Here is a 16,022-nt window from a genome sequence, read left to right on the forward strand (position 1 = left end):
GACGCTGCCCATGGACGATTCGCTGATCCTCGAAGTGGCCGATTTCGAGCACGATGTGCTCACCGGCATCTATTCCGAAGAAACCGGCCGGCCGCAGCCGCTGCGGTTCACGATCCAGGCGCGGATGAAGCCGCTGCATCGCTACGAGCCCGATACCTCGCTCGACCATTCCAAGAACTACATGGATCTGAAATTTGCCGCTTCCGCTGCCTTGCCCGAAGGCGTGCATTTCAAGCTGATCGAGGCTGTCGCCGACCACGTCTGCGAAACGCTGTTCCTGCAGGATGCGCGCATCACCGCAGTGACGGTCAAGATCGTCAAGCTGGCCATCGCCGAGGCGGGCGAGAAGATCGGCATCACGCTCCACCGCGAGCGGCGTGAATGAAACGCATCGCGGTCGACGGGCTGCCCGACGACCCGCTGGCTGCGGCGGGGGTGTTCCACCAGCATTGGCTGGCGCATGTCGAGCATGTGCTGGGGACGGGCGAAGATGTGCTGTTGGCGCTACCTGCCGCCGATCACACGCACCGCGAATGGCGGCTGGCGATTGCGGCGGGGCTCGCGCGCAAGCATACGCCGCGCCGGATCAACATGATTGCGGGTGAGGGCGAGGGGCTCGACGCCACCGCTACCTATCTTGCCGGAGCGCCGGGGATCACCGGCCAGTATCTGGAGACCTGAGCCATGGGCGTGCGTATCCTCTTCCTTGGTCCGCTGGCCGATCTGGCTGGATCGCACGAGCGTGAGGTGGCCGCTCCGCTCGATTGGGCGGGTTTGCGGGCGGCGGTCGGTGCCGAGATCTCCACGCAATTGGACGACGCGCGCGTGCATGTCGCGTGCGGCGGCAAGGTGCTGGCCGACAACACCGCGCTCGACGCGCGCGATGGCGATGAAATCGCGCTGCTGCCCCCGGTAAGCGGTGGCTAGGCTTACGCTCGCTACTCCGCTCGACGTGCGGCTGCTCGACAAGGGGCTGTCGGTTGGCGAAGCGCTAGCGGCGTTCAATGCCGCGCATGAGCGGGCTGGCGGGATCGTTTCTTTCCTCGGCAAGGTCCGGCCAGATGGCGATGTGAATGCGCTCGAACTGACGCATTACGAACCGCTGACGCATTCCGGCATGGTGGAGCTGGCGCAATCGGCACAGACGCGCTTCGGCCTCGACGGCGTGCTCGCCTGGCACCGGATCGGGGTGATGCTGCCCGGCGACGCGATCGTACTGGTCGCCGCAGCAGCGCGGCATCGGCGGGATGCTTTCGCGGCGGTCGATTATCTGATGGACCACCTCAAATCCGCCGCCTGGTTCTGGAAACGCGAGAAACGCGATGACGGCTGGCACTGGATCACTCCGCGCGAGCGCGATCACGCGGATCTTGCGCGGTGGAATTAAACGCGGGTTCTTAATCCAGATCAAAGACCGCTCCATCGCCTGACGGCATCACGGCTCCAACAAAGGAGCACGTCATGTCCAAGCATCTGATCCGTGAACTCGTCGCCGAACAGGCCATCATCCGCGACGCACCCAAGGTTGTGCACGAGGCGGATCGCAGCTTCGAACTGCCCAAGGGGTTCTATGTGGGGACCGTCGCGCTCTATCTCGGCTTTCTGGCGATTACTGCGGTCGGCTTCGCGTCGCCGGGATTGATCATCCCGATGGCGATCTTCACGCTGTTCATCGTTGCAGGTTTCGGTCTCCCGGCACTGTGGACGCGGATCGGGCCGGAGCACAGCGGCCGCAATATGAGCTGGGCCCAATTGTCGAGCAAGGGCATCGCCACGCATACGGGCCGGGTGACGGCGCGTGACGCGATGGCTCAGGTACTGATCCTCCCGGCGCTGATCTTCTGCTGGGGCATAGTCACGGTCACGATCGCTGCGCTTGTCTGAACGGTCGAATACCGGGAAGAGGCGCGGGGCCGGGCGACCGGCTCCGCGTTATTTTTGTGTCGGACTAGCGGACCTGCGCGCGCAGCCGGGCCAGAACGTCGTCCTCCTCGGCCACCAGCGCGATGACCGACATGCGTGCCGCGGTGATCGGGCTGGCATCCTCCGCCTGCACCGTCGCGGCGGTATAGAGGATATCGAGGTCACCCAGCGCGATTGCAGCGATGCTGCGCGCCGAATCGAGATCCGCCAGGGCGACCTGCGCCGCCGCCCAGCTGTCGCTGCCGATGGCGCTGCCCGATGCCGCCCGAACCCGGCGTTCGGCGGAGGGAACGGCGCCGGTGAAGTCGGCATGTGCACTCCGCGCCTGTTCAACCAGCGCCGAGAGGCGGGCATCGAGCCCGCCGGTCAGTTCGACCGGGACTTGCGGCACATCGAGTCGCGGGCTGGGGACAGGTTCGAAGGTGCCTTCCGCCCGTTCGACATCGCGAACGGCAAGCGAGGGGTAGCCATCGCCCGAGCCGGCTGCACAGCCTGCAAACAGGAACACGGTGAGCGGAAGGACAAGATGCTTGCGGTCGATCATCGCCTTCTCCATATCACGCGGGCCGCAACGCGCCAGCGAGGATGCAAATTTCCTCGCACCGGGCGTTGACTTGGGGCCGCCCATCGCTTAACGGCACGCTTCTTTCCGGGGCTGGCTCTGACAGCCTGACGGGTGCGCCGTGCAATCGCAAGATCACGGCACAGCAATTTGAACGAGAGATAACCACCATGTTCGCAGTAGTGCGCACGGGCGGCAAACAATACCGGGTTGCCGCCGGAGACAAGATCGCGGTTGAGAAGCTGGCTGGCGAAGCCGGCGACACCATCACGCTGGGCGACATCCTGCTTGCAGGCGAAGGCGATACGCTTTCGGATGCCGGCAAGGTTACCGTTTCGGCGGAGATCATTGCGCAGGCCAAGAGCGAGAAGGTGATCGTCTTCAAGAAGCGTCGCCGTCACAACTATCGCCGCAAGAACGGTCATCGCCAGCAGATGACCCTGCTGCGCATCACCGATGTCGGCACCGGTTCGGCCAAGAAGGCAGCTCCCAAGAAGGAAGCGGCCAAGCAGGACGACGCTGCAGAGCAGAAGGCCGCTCCGAAAAAGGAAGCCGCCGAGAAGAAGGCTCCGGCCAAGAAGGCAGCGCCTGCGAAGGCCGCCGCCAAAAAGACCGCAGACAAGAAGTAAGGAGCACGGACGATGGCACATAAGAAAGCAGGCGGTTCGTCGCGTAACGGTCGCGATTCGGCCGGTCGTCGCCTCGGTGTGAAGAAGTTCGGCAGCGAGAACGTCGTCGCCGGCAACATCATCGTGCGCCAGCGCGGCACGCGCGTCTATCCGGGCGCCAATGTCGGCATGGGCAAGGATCACACCCTGTTCGCGCTTACCGACGGTATTGTGCGATTCCACAAGGGCAAACTCGACCGCAAATTCGTCTCGGTCGAAATGATGGCCGAAGCCGCCGAATAACAGGACGCTCCGATAACGGGATCGTCCAGACAGGACGGTCCCAGCCGGGTCCACGATCCGGCAACCGAAGAGGGAGATGGGGCCGACCCGTCTCCCTCTTGTCGTTTCTCCCTCTTCAATTTCGCGGCGAAACCTTCTTTCGCCATCACGCAATTGTCACGCGTCCGGCCTAGGAGCCCGGAGCGTGGACCTCAGGGGAGATAACCGATGTTCCATGTAACCGAGAGGCTGCTGCTGCGGCCTGCCTGGCCCGAAGATGCCGATGCGCTGTTTGGCGGGATCGCCGACGAAGCGATCGTCCGTAATCTGGCGCGCGCCCCGTGGCCCTATCTTCCCGAACATGCGCGTGAATTCGTCGCTCGCGAGACCGATCCGCGAATGCCCGCTTTCCTGATGACCCGGCCCGACGAGAAGGGCTCGCGGGTCATCGGAGCGGTGGGCTTGGGCGACCATGAGGACGGAGTGGAACTCGGCTACTGGATTGCACGGCCTTTCTGGGGAAAGGGGTATGCCACCGAGGCGGCCCGCGGGGTGCTCGAAGTTGCCCGGCTGCTCGGCCATCGCAAGATCACCGCAGGTCACTTCCTCGATAATCCGGCATCGGGGCGTGTGCTGCGCAAGCTTGGTTTCATGCCCACCGGGCGGACGGTACCGCGGTTCAGCGAGGGACGCGGCGAGGACACGCCCTGTGCGCTCTATCGACTTTGCCTCGATGAATGCGAGAGGCTCGCGCCGATTGCCGCATGACACAAAGAAGGCCCCGCGATCCGCTCGCGGGGCCCTTTTTGTTTGGGGTCTGTTGGGTTCGGCGCCGCTGCCTATTCGGCGGGCATCAGGGCGTCTTCGAAATCGCCTTCGTACAGCTTGATCAGCGCGCGGTCGTCATGGTCCCACGGATGGAAGCCCGGTTTGAAATAGGCGAGCCATGCCGGGAAGATGCGGCGCACGATGCCGGGGCTGACGGTGAGGTATTTGAACAGGCCCCACTTGGCCTTCCAGCCGGTGATGCCGTCCTGTTCGAGCAGCGCCACCGTATCGGTCCAGCGGTTCTTGAAGAAGCGCGCGGTGACGCTGAGCATCACAAGGCTGCGAACCTGCCAGCGCTTGCTCGGCTTCCAGTCCTTGGTCGCATGGTTCCAGGTGTCGAAGGCGACGCCCTTGTGCTCGATTTCCTCCGCAGAGTGCCAGCGCCACATGTCGCGGACCTCGGGATCGGCATCCTTGAAATGCGCCGGGTTGGCGAGAAATTCAGCCGCCATCATTGCGGTGTAATGCTCGAGTGCCATGGTCACCGCGAGATTGGCGATAGCCGGGCGATCCTTGGTCAGCGCCAGCAGTTCGGCGACCCGCGCGTCGATCGCCTTGATGTCGTAGCCGGCATCTTCGGCGAGCCGGTTGAAGGCGATATGCTCGCGCGTGTGATTGATCTCCTGCTTTACGAAAGCGCGGATTTCGGCCTCGAGCTTGGGCTGGGCACCTTCGCGATGCGCCTTGACCGCTTCGATGAAGAACGCCTCGCCGCGCGGGAAGGTGGCGGACAGCGCATTGTGCCACGCAGTGCCGAACGGTTCACCTGCCCACCAGCGCCGCGGATTGGTGCCACGGTTGAAGCGCTCGTCGCGCACGGTGATGGTAAGATCGGCCGGGGTCGGCGCGGCTGTACGGTAGTCTGAATCGATCGAAACGGGCGCGTTCATGGGTAGCTCCGCAAAATTTAACTGACATTGATGTAAGTAAGGCTTACTTACAGGACTGTCAATAACGGGCCCTAGCTGCTTCCCACAGCCGGATCGATGGGTTAACGCTGGCGGTATATGGCGACACGCAAAAGACTAAGCCCCGAGGAATCGCGCCTTGCCGCGCTCGAGGCGGCCCGCCTGCTGTTGATCGAGACCGGGCCGCAATCGGTCACGCTGAAGGCGGTCGGGGCGCGGATCGGGCGTACGCATGCCAATCTGCTACATCATTTCGGTTCGGCTGCGGGGCTGCAGAAGGCGCTTGCCGGGCATCTGGCGGGAACCGTCTGCAACACGATCATCGATGCGGTCCGCGCCAGCCGTGCCGGACTGGGCAGTCCGCGCGAAGTGGTCGATCTGGCTTTCGATGCCTTCGACAAGGAAGGTGCGGGCGCGCTGGCCAGCTGGATGATCCTCACCGGCAATGAAGACGCGCTGACGCCGATCGTCGAGACCATCCATCAGCTGGTCGATGAAATAGCCCCCGAAGAGGCCGGGCATGGCGCGGGCCCGCTGCAGGTGCATGAGGAAACGCTCGCGCTGGTCCTGCTGGCGATGGGCGATGCGCTGATCGGAACGGCGCTGTCGCGTTCGCTGGGACTACCCGAAACCGCTGCGCGCGACCGGGCCGAGCGCATGCTCACACGTTCGATGGATCCAACGGTTCCGCAGGGCTGAGTGCGTCGCGCATCCAGTCGGGTGCGATTTCGGAATTGATATCCGCCAGCCGGAGATGATCTACCGCCAGACCGAGGTCGGGATACTCCGCCTTGCGGCGCTTCTCTTCCGATTGCTCCAGCGGCACCACGACCAGCCGCCGGTTGACCTTGCTGCGCCAGTTCATCCGCGCAGTGTTTTCCTGTCCGACATAGCACCCCTTGTCGAAGCTGACGCCGTGGAGCTCGACCGCATTGGTCTCGAGCCACAGGATGTCGCCCAGCTCCGCGCGGCCTTCGGGAACGCCTAGCGCGAGGCGGTGCGCCTGCCAGGCCGCGTCTGCTGCTTCGTCGCTCTCGCTGGCGGGGGCGAGCCAGCGCTGGCCCAGTGCTCCAAGCCGCGGGTCGGCCGCACCGCCATCGCCCATCTCGCGCTGCCAGTGCACCGAAACCTCGGGATCGACCGCGATCTCGATCTTCCGGCGCAAGCGATAGAGCGACAGGCGTTTGACGAGATCCTCGGCGGCATCGGCCTCGCAATCGAGCAGCAACTCGCCTTCGGCACCCGGCCAGACGATGAAATCGAACAGCATCTTGCCCTGCGGCGTCAGTAGTCCCGCATAGGCGGGGAGCGTGCCCGCAACGTCATTGGTAACGAGTCCCTGGAGGAAGGCGGCAACGTCTTCTTCGGGGTCTTCGGTGACCAGGCGGATCACGGCGCGGTCGAACAGGCGGGTAGCAGTCATGGGTGACAGATAGGCCGCTCGCCGCCATAGGCAACCACATGGTCGATTCGCTGACAATCCGCCGCCCCGACGACTGGCACCTGCATTTCCGCGATGGTGACACGATGCGCGCCGTGGTCCCGCAGACGGCACGGCAATTCGCCCGCGCGATCGTGATGCCCAATCTGGCGCCTCCGGTTACCACCACCGCGCTCGCTGCGGCCTATCGAGACCGGATCCTTGCCGCGGTGCCGGCGGGCATTGATTTCACCCCGCTGATGACCGCCTATTTGACCGATGAGAGCGACGCGGACGATCTCGCCGCAGGACATGCCGGCGGCGTGCTGACCGCGGCCAAGCTCTATCCCGCTGGCGCTACCACCAATTCCGCCCACGGTGTAACCGACGTGGCCAACATCATGGGTGTGCTCGAACGCATGGCCGAAATCGGCATGCCGCTATGCGTTCACGGTGAGGTGACCACGCCCGATATCGACATCTTCGACCGCGAGGCGGTATTTATCGATCGCGTCCTCCAGCCGCTGGTCGACCGCTTGCCGCAGCTGCGCGTTATCTTCGAACATATCACAACCATGCAGGCGGTCGCATTTGTCGATGGCGCCGGCCCCAATGTCGCGGCGACGATCACCCCGCAGCATCTGCACATCAACCGCAACGATATCCTCGTCGGCGGTATTCGCCCGCATCTCTACTGCCTCCCGGTGGCCAAGCGCGAACAGCACCGTCTGGCGCTGCGCGCTGCGGCCACCAGCGGTTCGGCCAAGTATTTCCTTGGCACCGACAGCGCCCCGCACCACCGGCATGCGAAGGAAACCGATTGTGGCTGCGCAGGGATATTCAACGCACCCTTCGCGCTCGAAAGCTATCTCAAGGTGTTCGAGGATGAGGGCGCGCTCGACCATTTCGAAGCCTTCGCCAGCCTCAACGGCCCCGCCTTCTACCGCCTTGCGCCCAATGAGGAGCGGATTACGCTGGAGAAGGCCCCGGTCGAAGTGCCGGTGGAAGTCGATGGCGGCGAGGCCCGGATCGTGCCCTTCCACGCGGGCGAAACGCTCAGCTGGCGGCTGACTTCCTAGTCCGCGCGACGAGGTCCCACACGAAAATCGCCGCGGCTGCCCAGATGCAGGCGAAGCAGGCGGCCTGAACGGGCTTCAGTTCCTCGCCAAAAACGGTCAGGCCGAGGATGAAGACGATGCTGGGCGCGAGAAACTGGATAAAGCCGAGCGTCGAATAGGGCAACTTGCGCGCGGCGATGGCGAACAGCAACAGGGGGAAGGCGGTCAGCAGGCCGCCCGCCATGATCGACAGGCTCAGTTCGGTCGAAACGGCGAAGGACGAGCCCTGCGTCTGCGCGAAATACCACGCCACACCAAGCGACGGCAGCAATAGCAGCGTCGATTCGATGGTCAGGCCGGGTACCGCGCCCACATCCAGCTGCTTGCGAATAAGACCGTATGTACCGAAGCTCAGCGCCAGCGTCAGGCTGATCCACAAGGTCGTCAGCGCGCCCGCTGCAAGCAAGGATACGCCGATAGCAGCGAGGCCGACTGCGACCCATTGCGCGCGGGTCAGTTTCTCGCCCAGCAGCAGCGTGCCAAGCAGCACATTGACCAGCGGGTTGATGTAATAGCCCAGGCTGGCGGCATAGACCTGGCCGTTCTGGATCGCCCAGACATAGACCACCCAGTTGACCGCGATCAGCGTTGCACTTGCGGCGAGCCAGGCGATCGTGCGCCGATTGCGGAGCGCGACCCGCAAATCTGGCCATTGCTTGCGGGCCAGAACGATCAGCAGGCACAGTGGCAGCGTCCAGATAATCCGCCAACCAACGAATTCGAAGGCCGGAACATTGCGGACGAGAATCAGATAGAGCGGCAGGAAGCCCCAAATGACATAGGCGCTAAAGGCCGCGGCGAGGCCCGTCCGGTCGTGCTGGGGTGGGGCGCTCGCATCCATGCCCCGCGCGCTAGGCGGCTGCGCTGGCGCCCGCAAGCGGCAATTCGTCGGCGCCCAAACCTCGCTTCGTCGAATTTCGCGAAAGCTGACGGCGGCGTTGCAAACGGTTCAGGTTCGGGTGCTTAAAGCTTAACGGCATCGCAGGGGTGCCCCTCTCGGCTCCCGCTCAGGAAAGGACCTATCATGCTCAAATCGTTTCGGAACGCCTCGATGGCGATCGCCGCAGCGGGCCTGGCATTCGCCATGCCGGCCAGCGCTGCCCCTGCCACGCACATGGCCCCCGGCGCGCACGCCGCGGTTATCGGGGATATGAGTTTCGAGCACAAGCGACAGCGCTCGCATCGCCATGACCGCTCTCACAATCGCGATTACCGCGGTGCCCAGTCCCGCCCCTATTACATGGGTTACGACCGCCAGTACGGCCAGCCGGTCCGCAACAACACCCGTGTCTGGCGTGGAAATGACGGGCGGTACTACTGCAAGCGCGACAATGGCACGACCGGCCTGCTGGTTGGGGCCGGGGTCGGCGCGCTGCTCGGCCATGAAATCGCCGGCAGTGGCGGCGACCGCACGCTGGGCGCCATCCTCGGCGGTGCCGCCGGTGCGTTGCTCGGCCGCTCGATCGACCGCTCGAGCACCCGCTGCGGCTAATTAGCTTCACCAGTTCCGGCCGTGCCCACCCACGGCCGGATACCACGGTTCCACCGAGCCGTGAGGGCGTCGTCCGATCTCCCACAGAGGAGGCGGGCGGCGCCCTTTAACCTTTGCATGCGCGTATGTCCCGCTATGGTGCAACGGTGTTCGCCGGGCTGGCACAGTCTGCCGGTCCGGTCTTATGCCGTTCGTGTTCCCAAGCTGAAGGTCTACCGATGAAACGTCGCCTGCTCGCCTCCCTCGTTCCCGTCGTCCTGCTCGCAAGCTGCGGCGACAAGACCGAGGACGAGGCGGCAGGTGACGCCATGGACCCGGCCAGCGAACAGGCTCTCAATGACGAGCTGATGACCGATCCGGACCTTGCCGGCCGTAACGAGGCGAATGCCGCGCTGTCGGGCACGGGCAATGCCGCGATCCCCAATATCGACAAATCGCCGCGCGCCATCGAGGCTGCGCGCAGCCGCGCGGCCGAACTGGTCGGCGGACGCAGCGCGCTGATCGCGGTTCCCGCTGCCCGGGCACTGGGTAAAGATGCCGCACCGAGCCAGGCGATGATCGCAGCGGCGCGCGCCGCGGTTGCTCCCGGGGGCGAGAATTGCGGCGAGAAAGTCGAATACACCTCGGCCTGGGCGGCAAAACTGCCCGCTGCCTTCCCCGTCTATCCGCGCGGCAATACGCAGGAAGCCGCCGGGACCGACGAAGGCGATTGCGCACTACGCGTGGTTACCTTCCTCACGCCGGTTGCGCTTGAGGACGTGCTGTCATTCTATCACACCCGCGCCAAGGCCTCGGGTTACAGCGCCGAGCATGTTGTCAGCGCGGGCGACAACGTCCTGAGCGGGACCAAGGGCCAATCGGCCTATGTCGTCTATGGCCGGCGGCTGCCGCAAGGTGTGACCGAGATCGACCTCGTTACCACCGACTGACTGGCGATCAGTCGCCCTTGATACCCACGCCGATGCTGGCGCGCGGCTGTTCCATTTCATTGCTGGCAACCGGATAGGCGCAATAATCCGCGGCATAGAACGCTGCCGGACGATGGTTGCCCGACAGGCCGACGCCGCCGAAGGGTGCAGCCGAGGATGCCCCGTTCGTCGGGCGGTTCCAGTTGACAATGCCCGCGCGGATCTCGTTCCAGAACGTCTCGAAATCCTGCGGCTTGCCGCCGATGAGCGAGGCCGAGAGGCCATAGCGCGTGGCGTTGGCTTCGTAGATCGCCGCGTCGAAATCGGGGACCCGGATAACCTGCAGCAGCGGGCCGAACAGCTCGATGTCGGGCCGTTCGTGGATATCGGTCGCGTCGAGAATAGCCGGCGAGAGGAAGGGCAGATTCTCGTCGCGCCGCTTCATATGCATGATCGGCGAACCGCCACGGCTCATCAGCGCGACGAAGCTTTCGGACAATAGGTCGGCGGTGCTGTTGTCGATCACGCAGCCCATGAAGGGTTGCGGATCGGCGAAGGGTTCGTCGACGATCAGCTTTTCTGTCAGCGCCTTCACGGCAGGGACAATCTGGTCGAACATCGAATCGACGACGATCAGCCGCCGCGCGGCGGTGCAGCGCTGGCCCGCGGTGGTGAAGGCCGATTGCACGATCGTTGCCGCAGCATCCTCGATCTTGGGGGTGTCGAGCATGACGATGGGGTTGTTGCCGCCCATTTCGAGCGCAACGATCTTGCCCGGGTCGGCGGCCAGCTTGCGGTTGATCGCGATGCCCGCGCGCGCCGATCCGGTGAACAGGACGCCGTCGACCATCCAGTGTTCGACCAGCGCCTGACCGACCTCGACCCCGCCATGAATGCACTGGATCACGCCTTCGGGCAGCTTGGCCTCGTGGAAGCAGCGAGTCAGGAATTCGCCTACCGCCGGGGTCTTCTCGCTCGGTTTGAAAATCACGACATTGCCCGCGATCAGCGCGGGAATGATGTGGCCATTGGGCAGGTGTGCGGGGAAATTGTAAGGGCCCAGTACAGCCATCACGCCATGCGGCTTGTGCCGTAGTGCGGCGGTGCCTTTCAGCGCGCTGTTGAGCTTTTTCTGGCCGGTCCGCTCGGCATAGGCGGTAACCGAGATTTCGACCTTGCCGATCACGGCTTCGACTTCGGTCCGCGCTTCCCACAGCGGCTTGCCGGTTTCGCGCGCGATCAGTTCGGCGAAGGGTTCGGCATGTTTGCGCACTTCATTGGCGAAGCGGCGCATGAATTCAATTCGGCGGGCCAGCGGCTCGCGCGCCCAGTCGCGCATCGCCTTGCGCGCGCGCTCGATCGCAGCATCGACATTGCCCGACTTGCCACGCCAGATTTCCTTGCCGGTCGCCGGTTCGGTTGAAACCAGATCGGTTGCCATTACGGTATGATATTCCTGTTTGCGCCTCGAAGTGCGTCCTAAGTGGGGGGTCCGACGCGCAACGTCAATTCAAGTCGTGGCCGTGTCCCACACATGGCCGGCGGGAAGCGGGGGTGTGCCATGCGCCGCGCCCATGGCGCGCAAGGCCGAAACCTTGTCCGCCAGCGGCTGCCAATCGTCGGCGTCGGCGATGGCCGCCCAGATCGCCTCGACCTCGTCGATCAGCATGGATTGCGGGGCTGCACCGTCCCAATAGGAATGTTCGCTGGCAAGCGGTTCGTAACCCTGGAGTGCATCCGCTAGCGCGCCCTTGGCACCGCGCCCGGCACGGTGGGTGAAAAAGAACGCGTCGGGTGCCACGCCGGTTTCGCTCAGCACCTTCTCGCTCGCCGCTACCAATGCTGCATCGGCCTCGGCCCCGCGGCTGGCAACGCCCAGCCGCCAGCACCAGCGCCGCCCGATCGCCGCCATATAGAGCGGTCCGAAGCGTTCCATCGCGGCAATCAGCGGCGGCGCATCGGCGAGCAGCCGCAACGCAATGGCAAACTGGCCGCAATTCCAGTGCAGCGCTTCGGGCTGACGACCGAAGGCATAAAGCCCCTGATGGTCGAAATAGGCAGCGGTGAAGCCCGGATCCCATTTGGGCAGGAAGCGCCACGGACCGTAGTCGAAGCTTTCGCCCGAGATGTTCATATTGTCGGTGTTGAGCACGCCGTGGACGAAGCCCGCGACCATCCAGCTGGCCGCCAGATCCGCCATCCGTTCGACCACCAGATGCATCAGCCGCACCGCGGGGTCATCGCGTCCCGGCGCGTCATCGGGCGGGGGCGGGCCGGGAAAGTGTTCGAGGCAGTAATCGACCAATTGCGCCATATGCGCAGGCTCTTCCAAGGTGAGCAGGCGCTGGAACGTGCCGATACGGATATGGCCGTGACTCAGCCGCGTCATGACCGCCGAGCGTGTCGGGGACGGTTCGTCGCCGCGGGTCAGTTCCTCACCCGTCTCGACCACGCTGAATGTCTTCGAGGTATAGACCCCCAACGCCTCGAGCATTTCGGTGGCGAGGATTTCGCGCACCGCGCCCTTGAGCGTCAGCCGTCCGTCGCCGCGGCGGCTCCACGGCGTCGGGCCGGATCCCTTGGTGCCGAGGTCGAGCAGGCGATCCGCGCCATCGCGCAACTGCGCAAACAGGAACCCGCGACCATCGCCGATCTCGGGATTGTAAACGCGGAACTGGTGCCCGTGATAGCGCAGCGCCAGCGGGTGGGGCAGATTGCCGGGTAGCGGCTCGAACCGCCCGAAGTGCTTGACCCAATCTGCGTCCGACAATTGCGCCAGGCCGATACTGGCCGCGTGGCGATCGTTGCGGAAGCGCAGGATGGTTTCGGGAAACGCCGCTGGTTCGACTTCATCGCCGATCCATTCGGCCATGGTTTCGATCGGCGTATCGGCGCGATAGCTCGCGTCGGCTGCGACTTTGCTCGGGACAGGTTGCGGTTCGGCGCGCATGCGGCGATAGTGGGCGGCGAAACAGCCCGATACAAGGGCAGGATTGCCAAGCGACTAAGGTTTTCGCCGCCAGACATGGATATCAGCTTCACCGACCGTCACTGGCAGAGCGCCGACGGTCTCACCCTGCATTGCCGCGAATACGGCACCGCCAGCGATCGCCCACCGGTGATCTGCCTGCACGGCCTGACGCGCAACACGCGCGATTTCGAAGCGCTTGCACCGCATATCGCCGCGCAGGGCTGGCGCGTGCTGGTCCCGTCGATGCGCGGGCGCGGCGACAGCGATTATGCCGAGATCTCGGATAGCTACGCGCTGCCGACCTATGTCGAGGACCTGCTGGCGCTGCTGGAGCAGGAAGGCATCAAGCAATTCGTGTCGATCGGTACGTCGATGGGCGGGCTGATGACGATGCTGCTGGCACAAGCGCAGCCCGAACGGATTGTCGCGGCGGTGCTCAACGATGTCGGGCCAGTGCTCGAAACCGCGGGTCTCGACACGATCAAGACCTATGTCGGACAGGGGCGCAGCTTTCCCACCTGGATGCACGCGGCACGCGCGCTCGAGGAAGTGCATGGCACATCCTTCCCCGCTTTCGATCTCCACGCGTGGATCGCCATGGCCAAGCGCACGATGACGCTGTCGAGCAGCGGACGGATCGTGTTCGATTACGATATGAAGCTGGCCGAACCGATCCTCGCCACGCCCGAGGCAGCGGCACCGGTCGATCTTTGGCCCGCCTTCCACGCGCTCAAGGGCAAGCCGCTGCTGCTGTTGCGGGGTGAACTGTCCACGCTGCTGTCAGGGCGCAGCTTTGCCGATATGCAGAAGGTTGCGAACGAGGCGGATAGCGTCGTGATCCCCCATGTCGGGCATGCGCCGACGCTGGATGAACCCGAAGCCCGCGCCGCGATCGACGCCCTGCTGGCGCGCGTCGCATGAGCAAGGCGCGAGGCGGGGCGGTTCCGCATATTCTCCATCTGCATTCGACCTTCGCCCCCGGGGGGAAGGAATTGCGCACGGTCCAGCTGATCAACGCCTTCGGCAAGAACGCGCGGCATACGATCGTTTCGGCGGAACCCGACCGGTTGGGTGCGGCGGAGCGGATTGCCCGGAACATCGATGTCCGCCTGCAGCCCGATTTCCCCAGCCTCAAGGGGCGGCCAACGCCGGGGCGGCTGCAGAAACTGGCCAAGGCGATGCGCGGCTTCGATCTCGTCTGCACCTATAATTGGGGCGCGATGGATGCGGTAATGGCGCATACTTTGTTCAAGGACCTCCACAATTTGCCGCCGCTGATCCATCACGAGGATGGCTTCGACGAAAGCGAGCTCAAAAAGCTCAAGACCAGCCGCACCTGGTATCGCCGCATTGCACTGGGCAAGAGCGCCGGGCTGGTCGTGCCGTCCGAAAAGCTCGAAGAGATCGCGCTGGTCGACTGGCAGCAGCCGCTGGGCCGTGTCCGCCGCATTCCCAACGGGATCGATACCAAAGCTTTCGCCATGCGCCCCAAGAAGGACGCGCTGCGGCTGATCAAGCGCCCGGGTGAATATTGGGTCGGCACCTTAGCGGGGCTCCGCACCATCAAGAATTTGCCGCGGCTGGTGCGGGTGTTCAACGATCTGCCCGAAAACTGGCAATTGGTTATCCTGGGCGAAGGCGATGCGCGCGATGCGATCCTTGCCGAGGCGGACCGTTTGCAGATCAACCACCGGGTCCATCTGCCCGGCGCGGTAGCACAGCCCGAACGGGTCGTCGGCCTGTTCGACATCTTCGCGCTGTCGAGCGATTCCGAACAGTTCCCGCTCTCCGTGGTCGAGGCGATGGCAGCGGGTCTGCCGGTGGTCGCTCCGGCGGTCGGCGATATTGCGGGGATGGTGTCGCAGCCCAATGCAGAGTTTATCGCGCCGCCGGGTAACGAGGAAGAACTGCGGATGGCGCTGGTCCAGCTCGTCGTGTCCAAGGAACTGCGCAAGGATGTGGGCGAGGCCAACCGAGCGAAGGCCGTTGCCGAATTCGACGCTGCCAAGATGATCGCCACCTATCGCCGCCTTTATTCGAGTGCGATGAAAATTGACCTCTAAGCCGTTTCAGCCGGGGTTCACGCGAGCGGGGACAGGCGGTCGCGACCATTGCCCTTGTCCACGCCGGGCCTTAAAGACCCGCCCGAACCGATATCTATCCAGATGGAGCCCGCCCCTGTGGCCCTGACACCGAAGAACGAACTGTCCCGCGAAGAGAAGCGCGCCAAGCAGGAAAACGCGCAGCAGGAAGCGCTGCTGCGCGAAGTCGATGAAGCCGTGCGGCAAAGCGATGCCGAGCAGTTTCTCGACCGCTGGGGCAAGCCTCTGTTCGGCCTGCTGATCGCAGGGCTCGTGGCCTTCGGCGGGTATCTCTATTGGGACAGCCGCCAGGAAGCCGCGATGGAACGCGATTCCGAGGCGCTGGTGGGCGCGCTCGACCAGATCCAGTCGGGCAATATCGACAGCGGTTACGACCAGCTGGAAGAGTTGGCCGGGCGCGAGGGTGGCGGCGCGGCGGTCGCTGCGGCAATGATGCGCGCCGGAATTGCCGAACAGCGCGGCGATACCGAAGAAGCCTCGACGATCTTCAAGCGTGTTGCCGACAATGACAGCGCGGCGCCCGCTATGCGCGACCTTGCCCGCCTGCGCGACGTGGCGCTCAATTACGACAATATGCAGAGCGCCGACATCATCGCCACGCTCAAGCCGCTGGCGGTACCGGGAAAACCCTATTTCGCCAGCGCGGGCGAGTTCGTGGCGCATGCCTATGTCGACCAGGGCAAGCGCGCCGAGGCCGGGGCCATGTTTGCCCGGATCGCCAAGGATGAAAATGGGCCGGAATCGGTCCGCTCGCGTGCGCGCCAGATGGCGGGTGTGCTCGGTGTCGATGCAATCGAAGATGTCGATGCGGTGCTCGAGGAGCAAGGGGTCCAGCGTGAGGAAGCCGTGGGCGAAAACGTCGCGGCCACAACCGAATAGGCCCCTGCGGCCCGCCAAGAG

Annotated in this window: 21 protein-coding genes; 15 read left to right on the forward strand and 6 right to left on the reverse strand. The window is 64.4% G+C overall.

The features are described 5' to 3' along the window. Nucleotides 1-10: 10 nt before the first annotated feature. From N6L26_RS02225 to N6L26_RS02245, 5 genes are all read left to right on the forward strand, one after another. Entirely contained in the window at nt 11-385 is a 375-nt protein-coding gene (locus N6L26_RS02225) for a dihydroneopterin aldolase (protein ID WP_263606423.1), read from the forward strand. After that, complete coding sequence (locus tag N6L26_RS02230) at nt 382-681, forward strand: Rossmann fold domain-containing protein (protein ID WP_263606424.1); 300 nt, start codon at nt 382-384, stop codon at nt 679-681. Before N6L26_RS02225 ends, N6L26_RS02230 begins: the two co-directional genes overlap by 4 nt. Nucleotides 682-684: 3 nt before the next feature. After that, nucleotides 685-927 (forward strand): MoaD/ThiS family protein, encoded by a 243-nt coding sequence (locus N6L26_RS02235; RefSeq protein ID WP_263606425.1) that lies wholly within the window; start codon nt 685-687, stop codon nt 925-927. Then, nucleotides 920-1,387: a molybdenum cofactor biosynthesis protein MoaE gene (locus N6L26_RS02240; RefSeq protein WP_263606426.1), complete on the forward strand. Its 468-nt coding sequence runs from the start codon at nt 920-922 to the stop codon at nt 1,385-1,387. Before N6L26_RS02235 ends, N6L26_RS02240 begins: the two co-directional genes overlap by 8 nt. A gap of 74 nt (nt 1,388-1,461) precedes the next feature. Next, complete coding sequence (locus N6L26_RS02245) at nt 1,462-1,884, forward strand: hypothetical protein (RefSeq protein ID WP_263606427.1); 423 nt, start codon at nt 1,462-1,464, stop codon at nt 1,882-1,884. Nucleotides 1,885-1,948: 64 nt separating this feature from the next. Here the strand turns inward: N6L26_RS02245 and N6L26_RS02250 are convergent, their stop codons facing one another. After that, nucleotides 1,949-2,467 (reverse strand): hypothetical protein, encoded by a 519-nt coding sequence (locus N6L26_RS02250; protein WP_263606428.1) that lies wholly within the window; start codon nt 2,465-2,467, stop codon nt 1,949-1,951. A 188-nt stretch (nt 2,468-2,655) separates the two neighbouring features. On the opposite strand from N6L26_RS02250, the gene rplU reads away from it, so the two are divergent. The 3 genes from rplU to N6L26_RS02265 all read left to right on the forward strand — a co-directional run bounded on the left by rplU (nt 2,656) and on the right by N6L26_RS02265 (nt 4,143). After that, nucleotides 2,656-3,114, forward strand: a complete 459-nt coding sequence (gene rplU, locus N6L26_RS02255; protein ID WP_263606429.1) for a 50S ribosomal protein L21 — start codon at nt 2,656-2,658, stop codon at nt 3,112-3,114. A gap of 12 nt (nt 3,115-3,126) precedes the next feature. Further along, nucleotides 3,127-3,396 carry a 50S ribosomal protein L27 gene (rpmA, locus tag N6L26_RS02260; protein WP_253517293.1) on the forward strand — a complete coding sequence of 90 codons (270 nt, stop codon included), beginning with the start codon at nt 3,127-3,129 and terminating at the stop codon, nt 3,394-3,396. Nucleotides 3,397-3,603: 207 nt separating this feature from the next. Next, complete coding sequence (locus N6L26_RS02265) at nt 3,604-4,143, forward strand: GNAT family N-acetyltransferase (protein ID WP_263606431.1); 540 nt, start codon at nt 3,604-3,606, stop codon at nt 4,141-4,143. A gap of 71 nt (nt 4,144-4,214) precedes the next feature. Here the strand turns inward: N6L26_RS02265 and N6L26_RS02270 are convergent, their stop codons facing one another. Continuing rightward, nucleotides 4,215-5,093 carry a metal-dependent hydrolase gene (locus tag N6L26_RS02270; RefSeq protein WP_263606432.1) on the reverse strand — a complete coding sequence of 293 codons (879 nt, stop codon included), beginning with the start codon at nt 5,091-5,093 and terminating at the stop codon, nt 4,215-4,217. Between the two features lie 117 nt (nt 5,094-5,210). Between N6L26_RS02270 and N6L26_RS02275 the strand changes: the two genes are divergently transcribed. After that, nucleotides 5,211-5,810, forward strand: a complete 600-nt coding sequence (locus N6L26_RS02275; RefSeq protein WP_263606433.1) for a TetR family transcriptional regulator — start codon at nt 5,211-5,213, stop codon at nt 5,808-5,810. Here N6L26_RS02275 and N6L26_RS02280 read toward each other — a convergent pair. After that, nucleotides 5,773-6,534, reverse strand: a complete 762-nt coding sequence (locus N6L26_RS02280) for a YgfZ/GcvT domain-containing protein (RefSeq protein WP_263606434.1) — start codon at nt 6,532-6,534, stop codon at nt 5,773-5,775. The genes N6L26_RS02275 and N6L26_RS02280 overlap by 38 nt on opposite strands. A gap of 38 nt (nt 6,535-6,572) precedes the next feature. Between N6L26_RS02280 and pyrC the strand changes: the two genes are divergently transcribed. Beyond that, nucleotides 6,573-7,610, forward strand: a complete 1,038-nt coding sequence (gene pyrC, locus N6L26_RS02285) for a dihydroorotase (protein ID WP_263606435.1) — start codon at nt 6,573-6,575, stop codon at nt 7,608-7,610. Here pyrC and rarD read toward each other — a convergent pair. After that, nucleotides 7,588-8,490 (reverse strand): EamA family transporter RarD, encoded by a 903-nt coding sequence (gene rarD, locus N6L26_RS02290; protein ID WP_263606436.1) that lies wholly within the window; start codon nt 8,488-8,490, stop codon nt 7,588-7,590. The genes pyrC and rarD overlap by 23 nt on opposite strands. Before the next feature lie 183 nt (nt 8,491-8,673). Between rarD and N6L26_RS02295 the strand changes: the two genes are divergently transcribed. Together N6L26_RS02295 and N6L26_RS02300 are read left to right on the forward strand one after the other, a co-directional pair. Further along, on the forward strand, nt 8,674-9,141 hold the full coding sequence (locus N6L26_RS02295) for a glycine zipper 2TM domain-containing protein (protein WP_263606437.1): 468 nt from the start codon (nt 8,674-8,676) through the stop codon (nt 9,139-9,141). Nucleotides 9,142-9,359: 218 nt separating this feature from the next. Next, entirely contained in the window at nt 9,360-10,070 is a 711-nt protein-coding gene (locus N6L26_RS02300) for a hypothetical protein (protein ID WP_263606438.1), read from the forward strand. A 7-nt stretch (nt 10,071-10,077) separates the two neighbouring features. On the opposite strand, the gene astD is transcribed toward N6L26_RS02300, so the two are convergent. Beyond that, a complete protein-coding gene (gene astD, locus N6L26_RS02305; protein WP_412071349.1) occupies nt 10,078-11,559 on the reverse strand; it encodes a succinylglutamate-semialdehyde dehydrogenase in 1,482 nt (493 codons plus the stop codon). Beyond that, nucleotides 11,560-12,999 carry a protein adenylyltransferase SelO family protein gene (locus N6L26_RS02310; RefSeq protein ID WP_263606440.1) on the reverse strand — a complete coding sequence of 480 codons (1,440 nt, stop codon included), beginning with the start codon at nt 12,997-12,999 and terminating at the stop codon, nt 11,560-11,562. A 75-nt stretch (nt 13,000-13,074) separates the two neighbouring features. Here N6L26_RS02310 and N6L26_RS02315 point away from each other — a divergent pair, with 75 nt between their 5' ends. From N6L26_RS02315 to N6L26_RS02325, 3 genes are all read left to right on the forward strand, one after another. After that, nucleotides 13,075-13,941 carry an alpha/beta fold hydrolase gene (locus N6L26_RS02315; RefSeq protein ID WP_263606441.1) on the forward strand — a complete coding sequence of 289 codons (867 nt, stop codon included), beginning with the start codon at nt 13,075-13,077 and terminating at the stop codon, nt 13,939-13,941. Then, nucleotides 13,938-15,083, forward strand: a complete 1,146-nt coding sequence (locus N6L26_RS02320) for a glycosyltransferase family 4 protein (protein ID WP_263606442.1) — start codon at nt 13,938-13,940, stop codon at nt 15,081-15,083. The genes N6L26_RS02315 and N6L26_RS02320 overlap by 4 nt, the downstream gene beginning before the upstream one ends. A gap of 117 nt (nt 15,084-15,200) precedes the next feature. Next, nucleotides 15,201-16,001 carry a tetratricopeptide repeat protein gene (locus N6L26_RS02325; protein WP_263606443.1) on the forward strand — a complete coding sequence of 267 codons (801 nt, stop codon included), beginning with the start codon at nt 15,201-15,203 and terminating at the stop codon, nt 15,999-16,001. The last annotated feature ends 21 nt before the right edge of the window (nt 16,002-16,022 follow it).

The organism is Qipengyuania sp. SS22 (assembly GCF_025736935.1).
In the GTDB taxonomy this organism is placed as follows: Bacteria; Pseudomonadota; Alphaproteobacteria; order Sphingomonadales; family Sphingomonadaceae; genus Qipengyuania.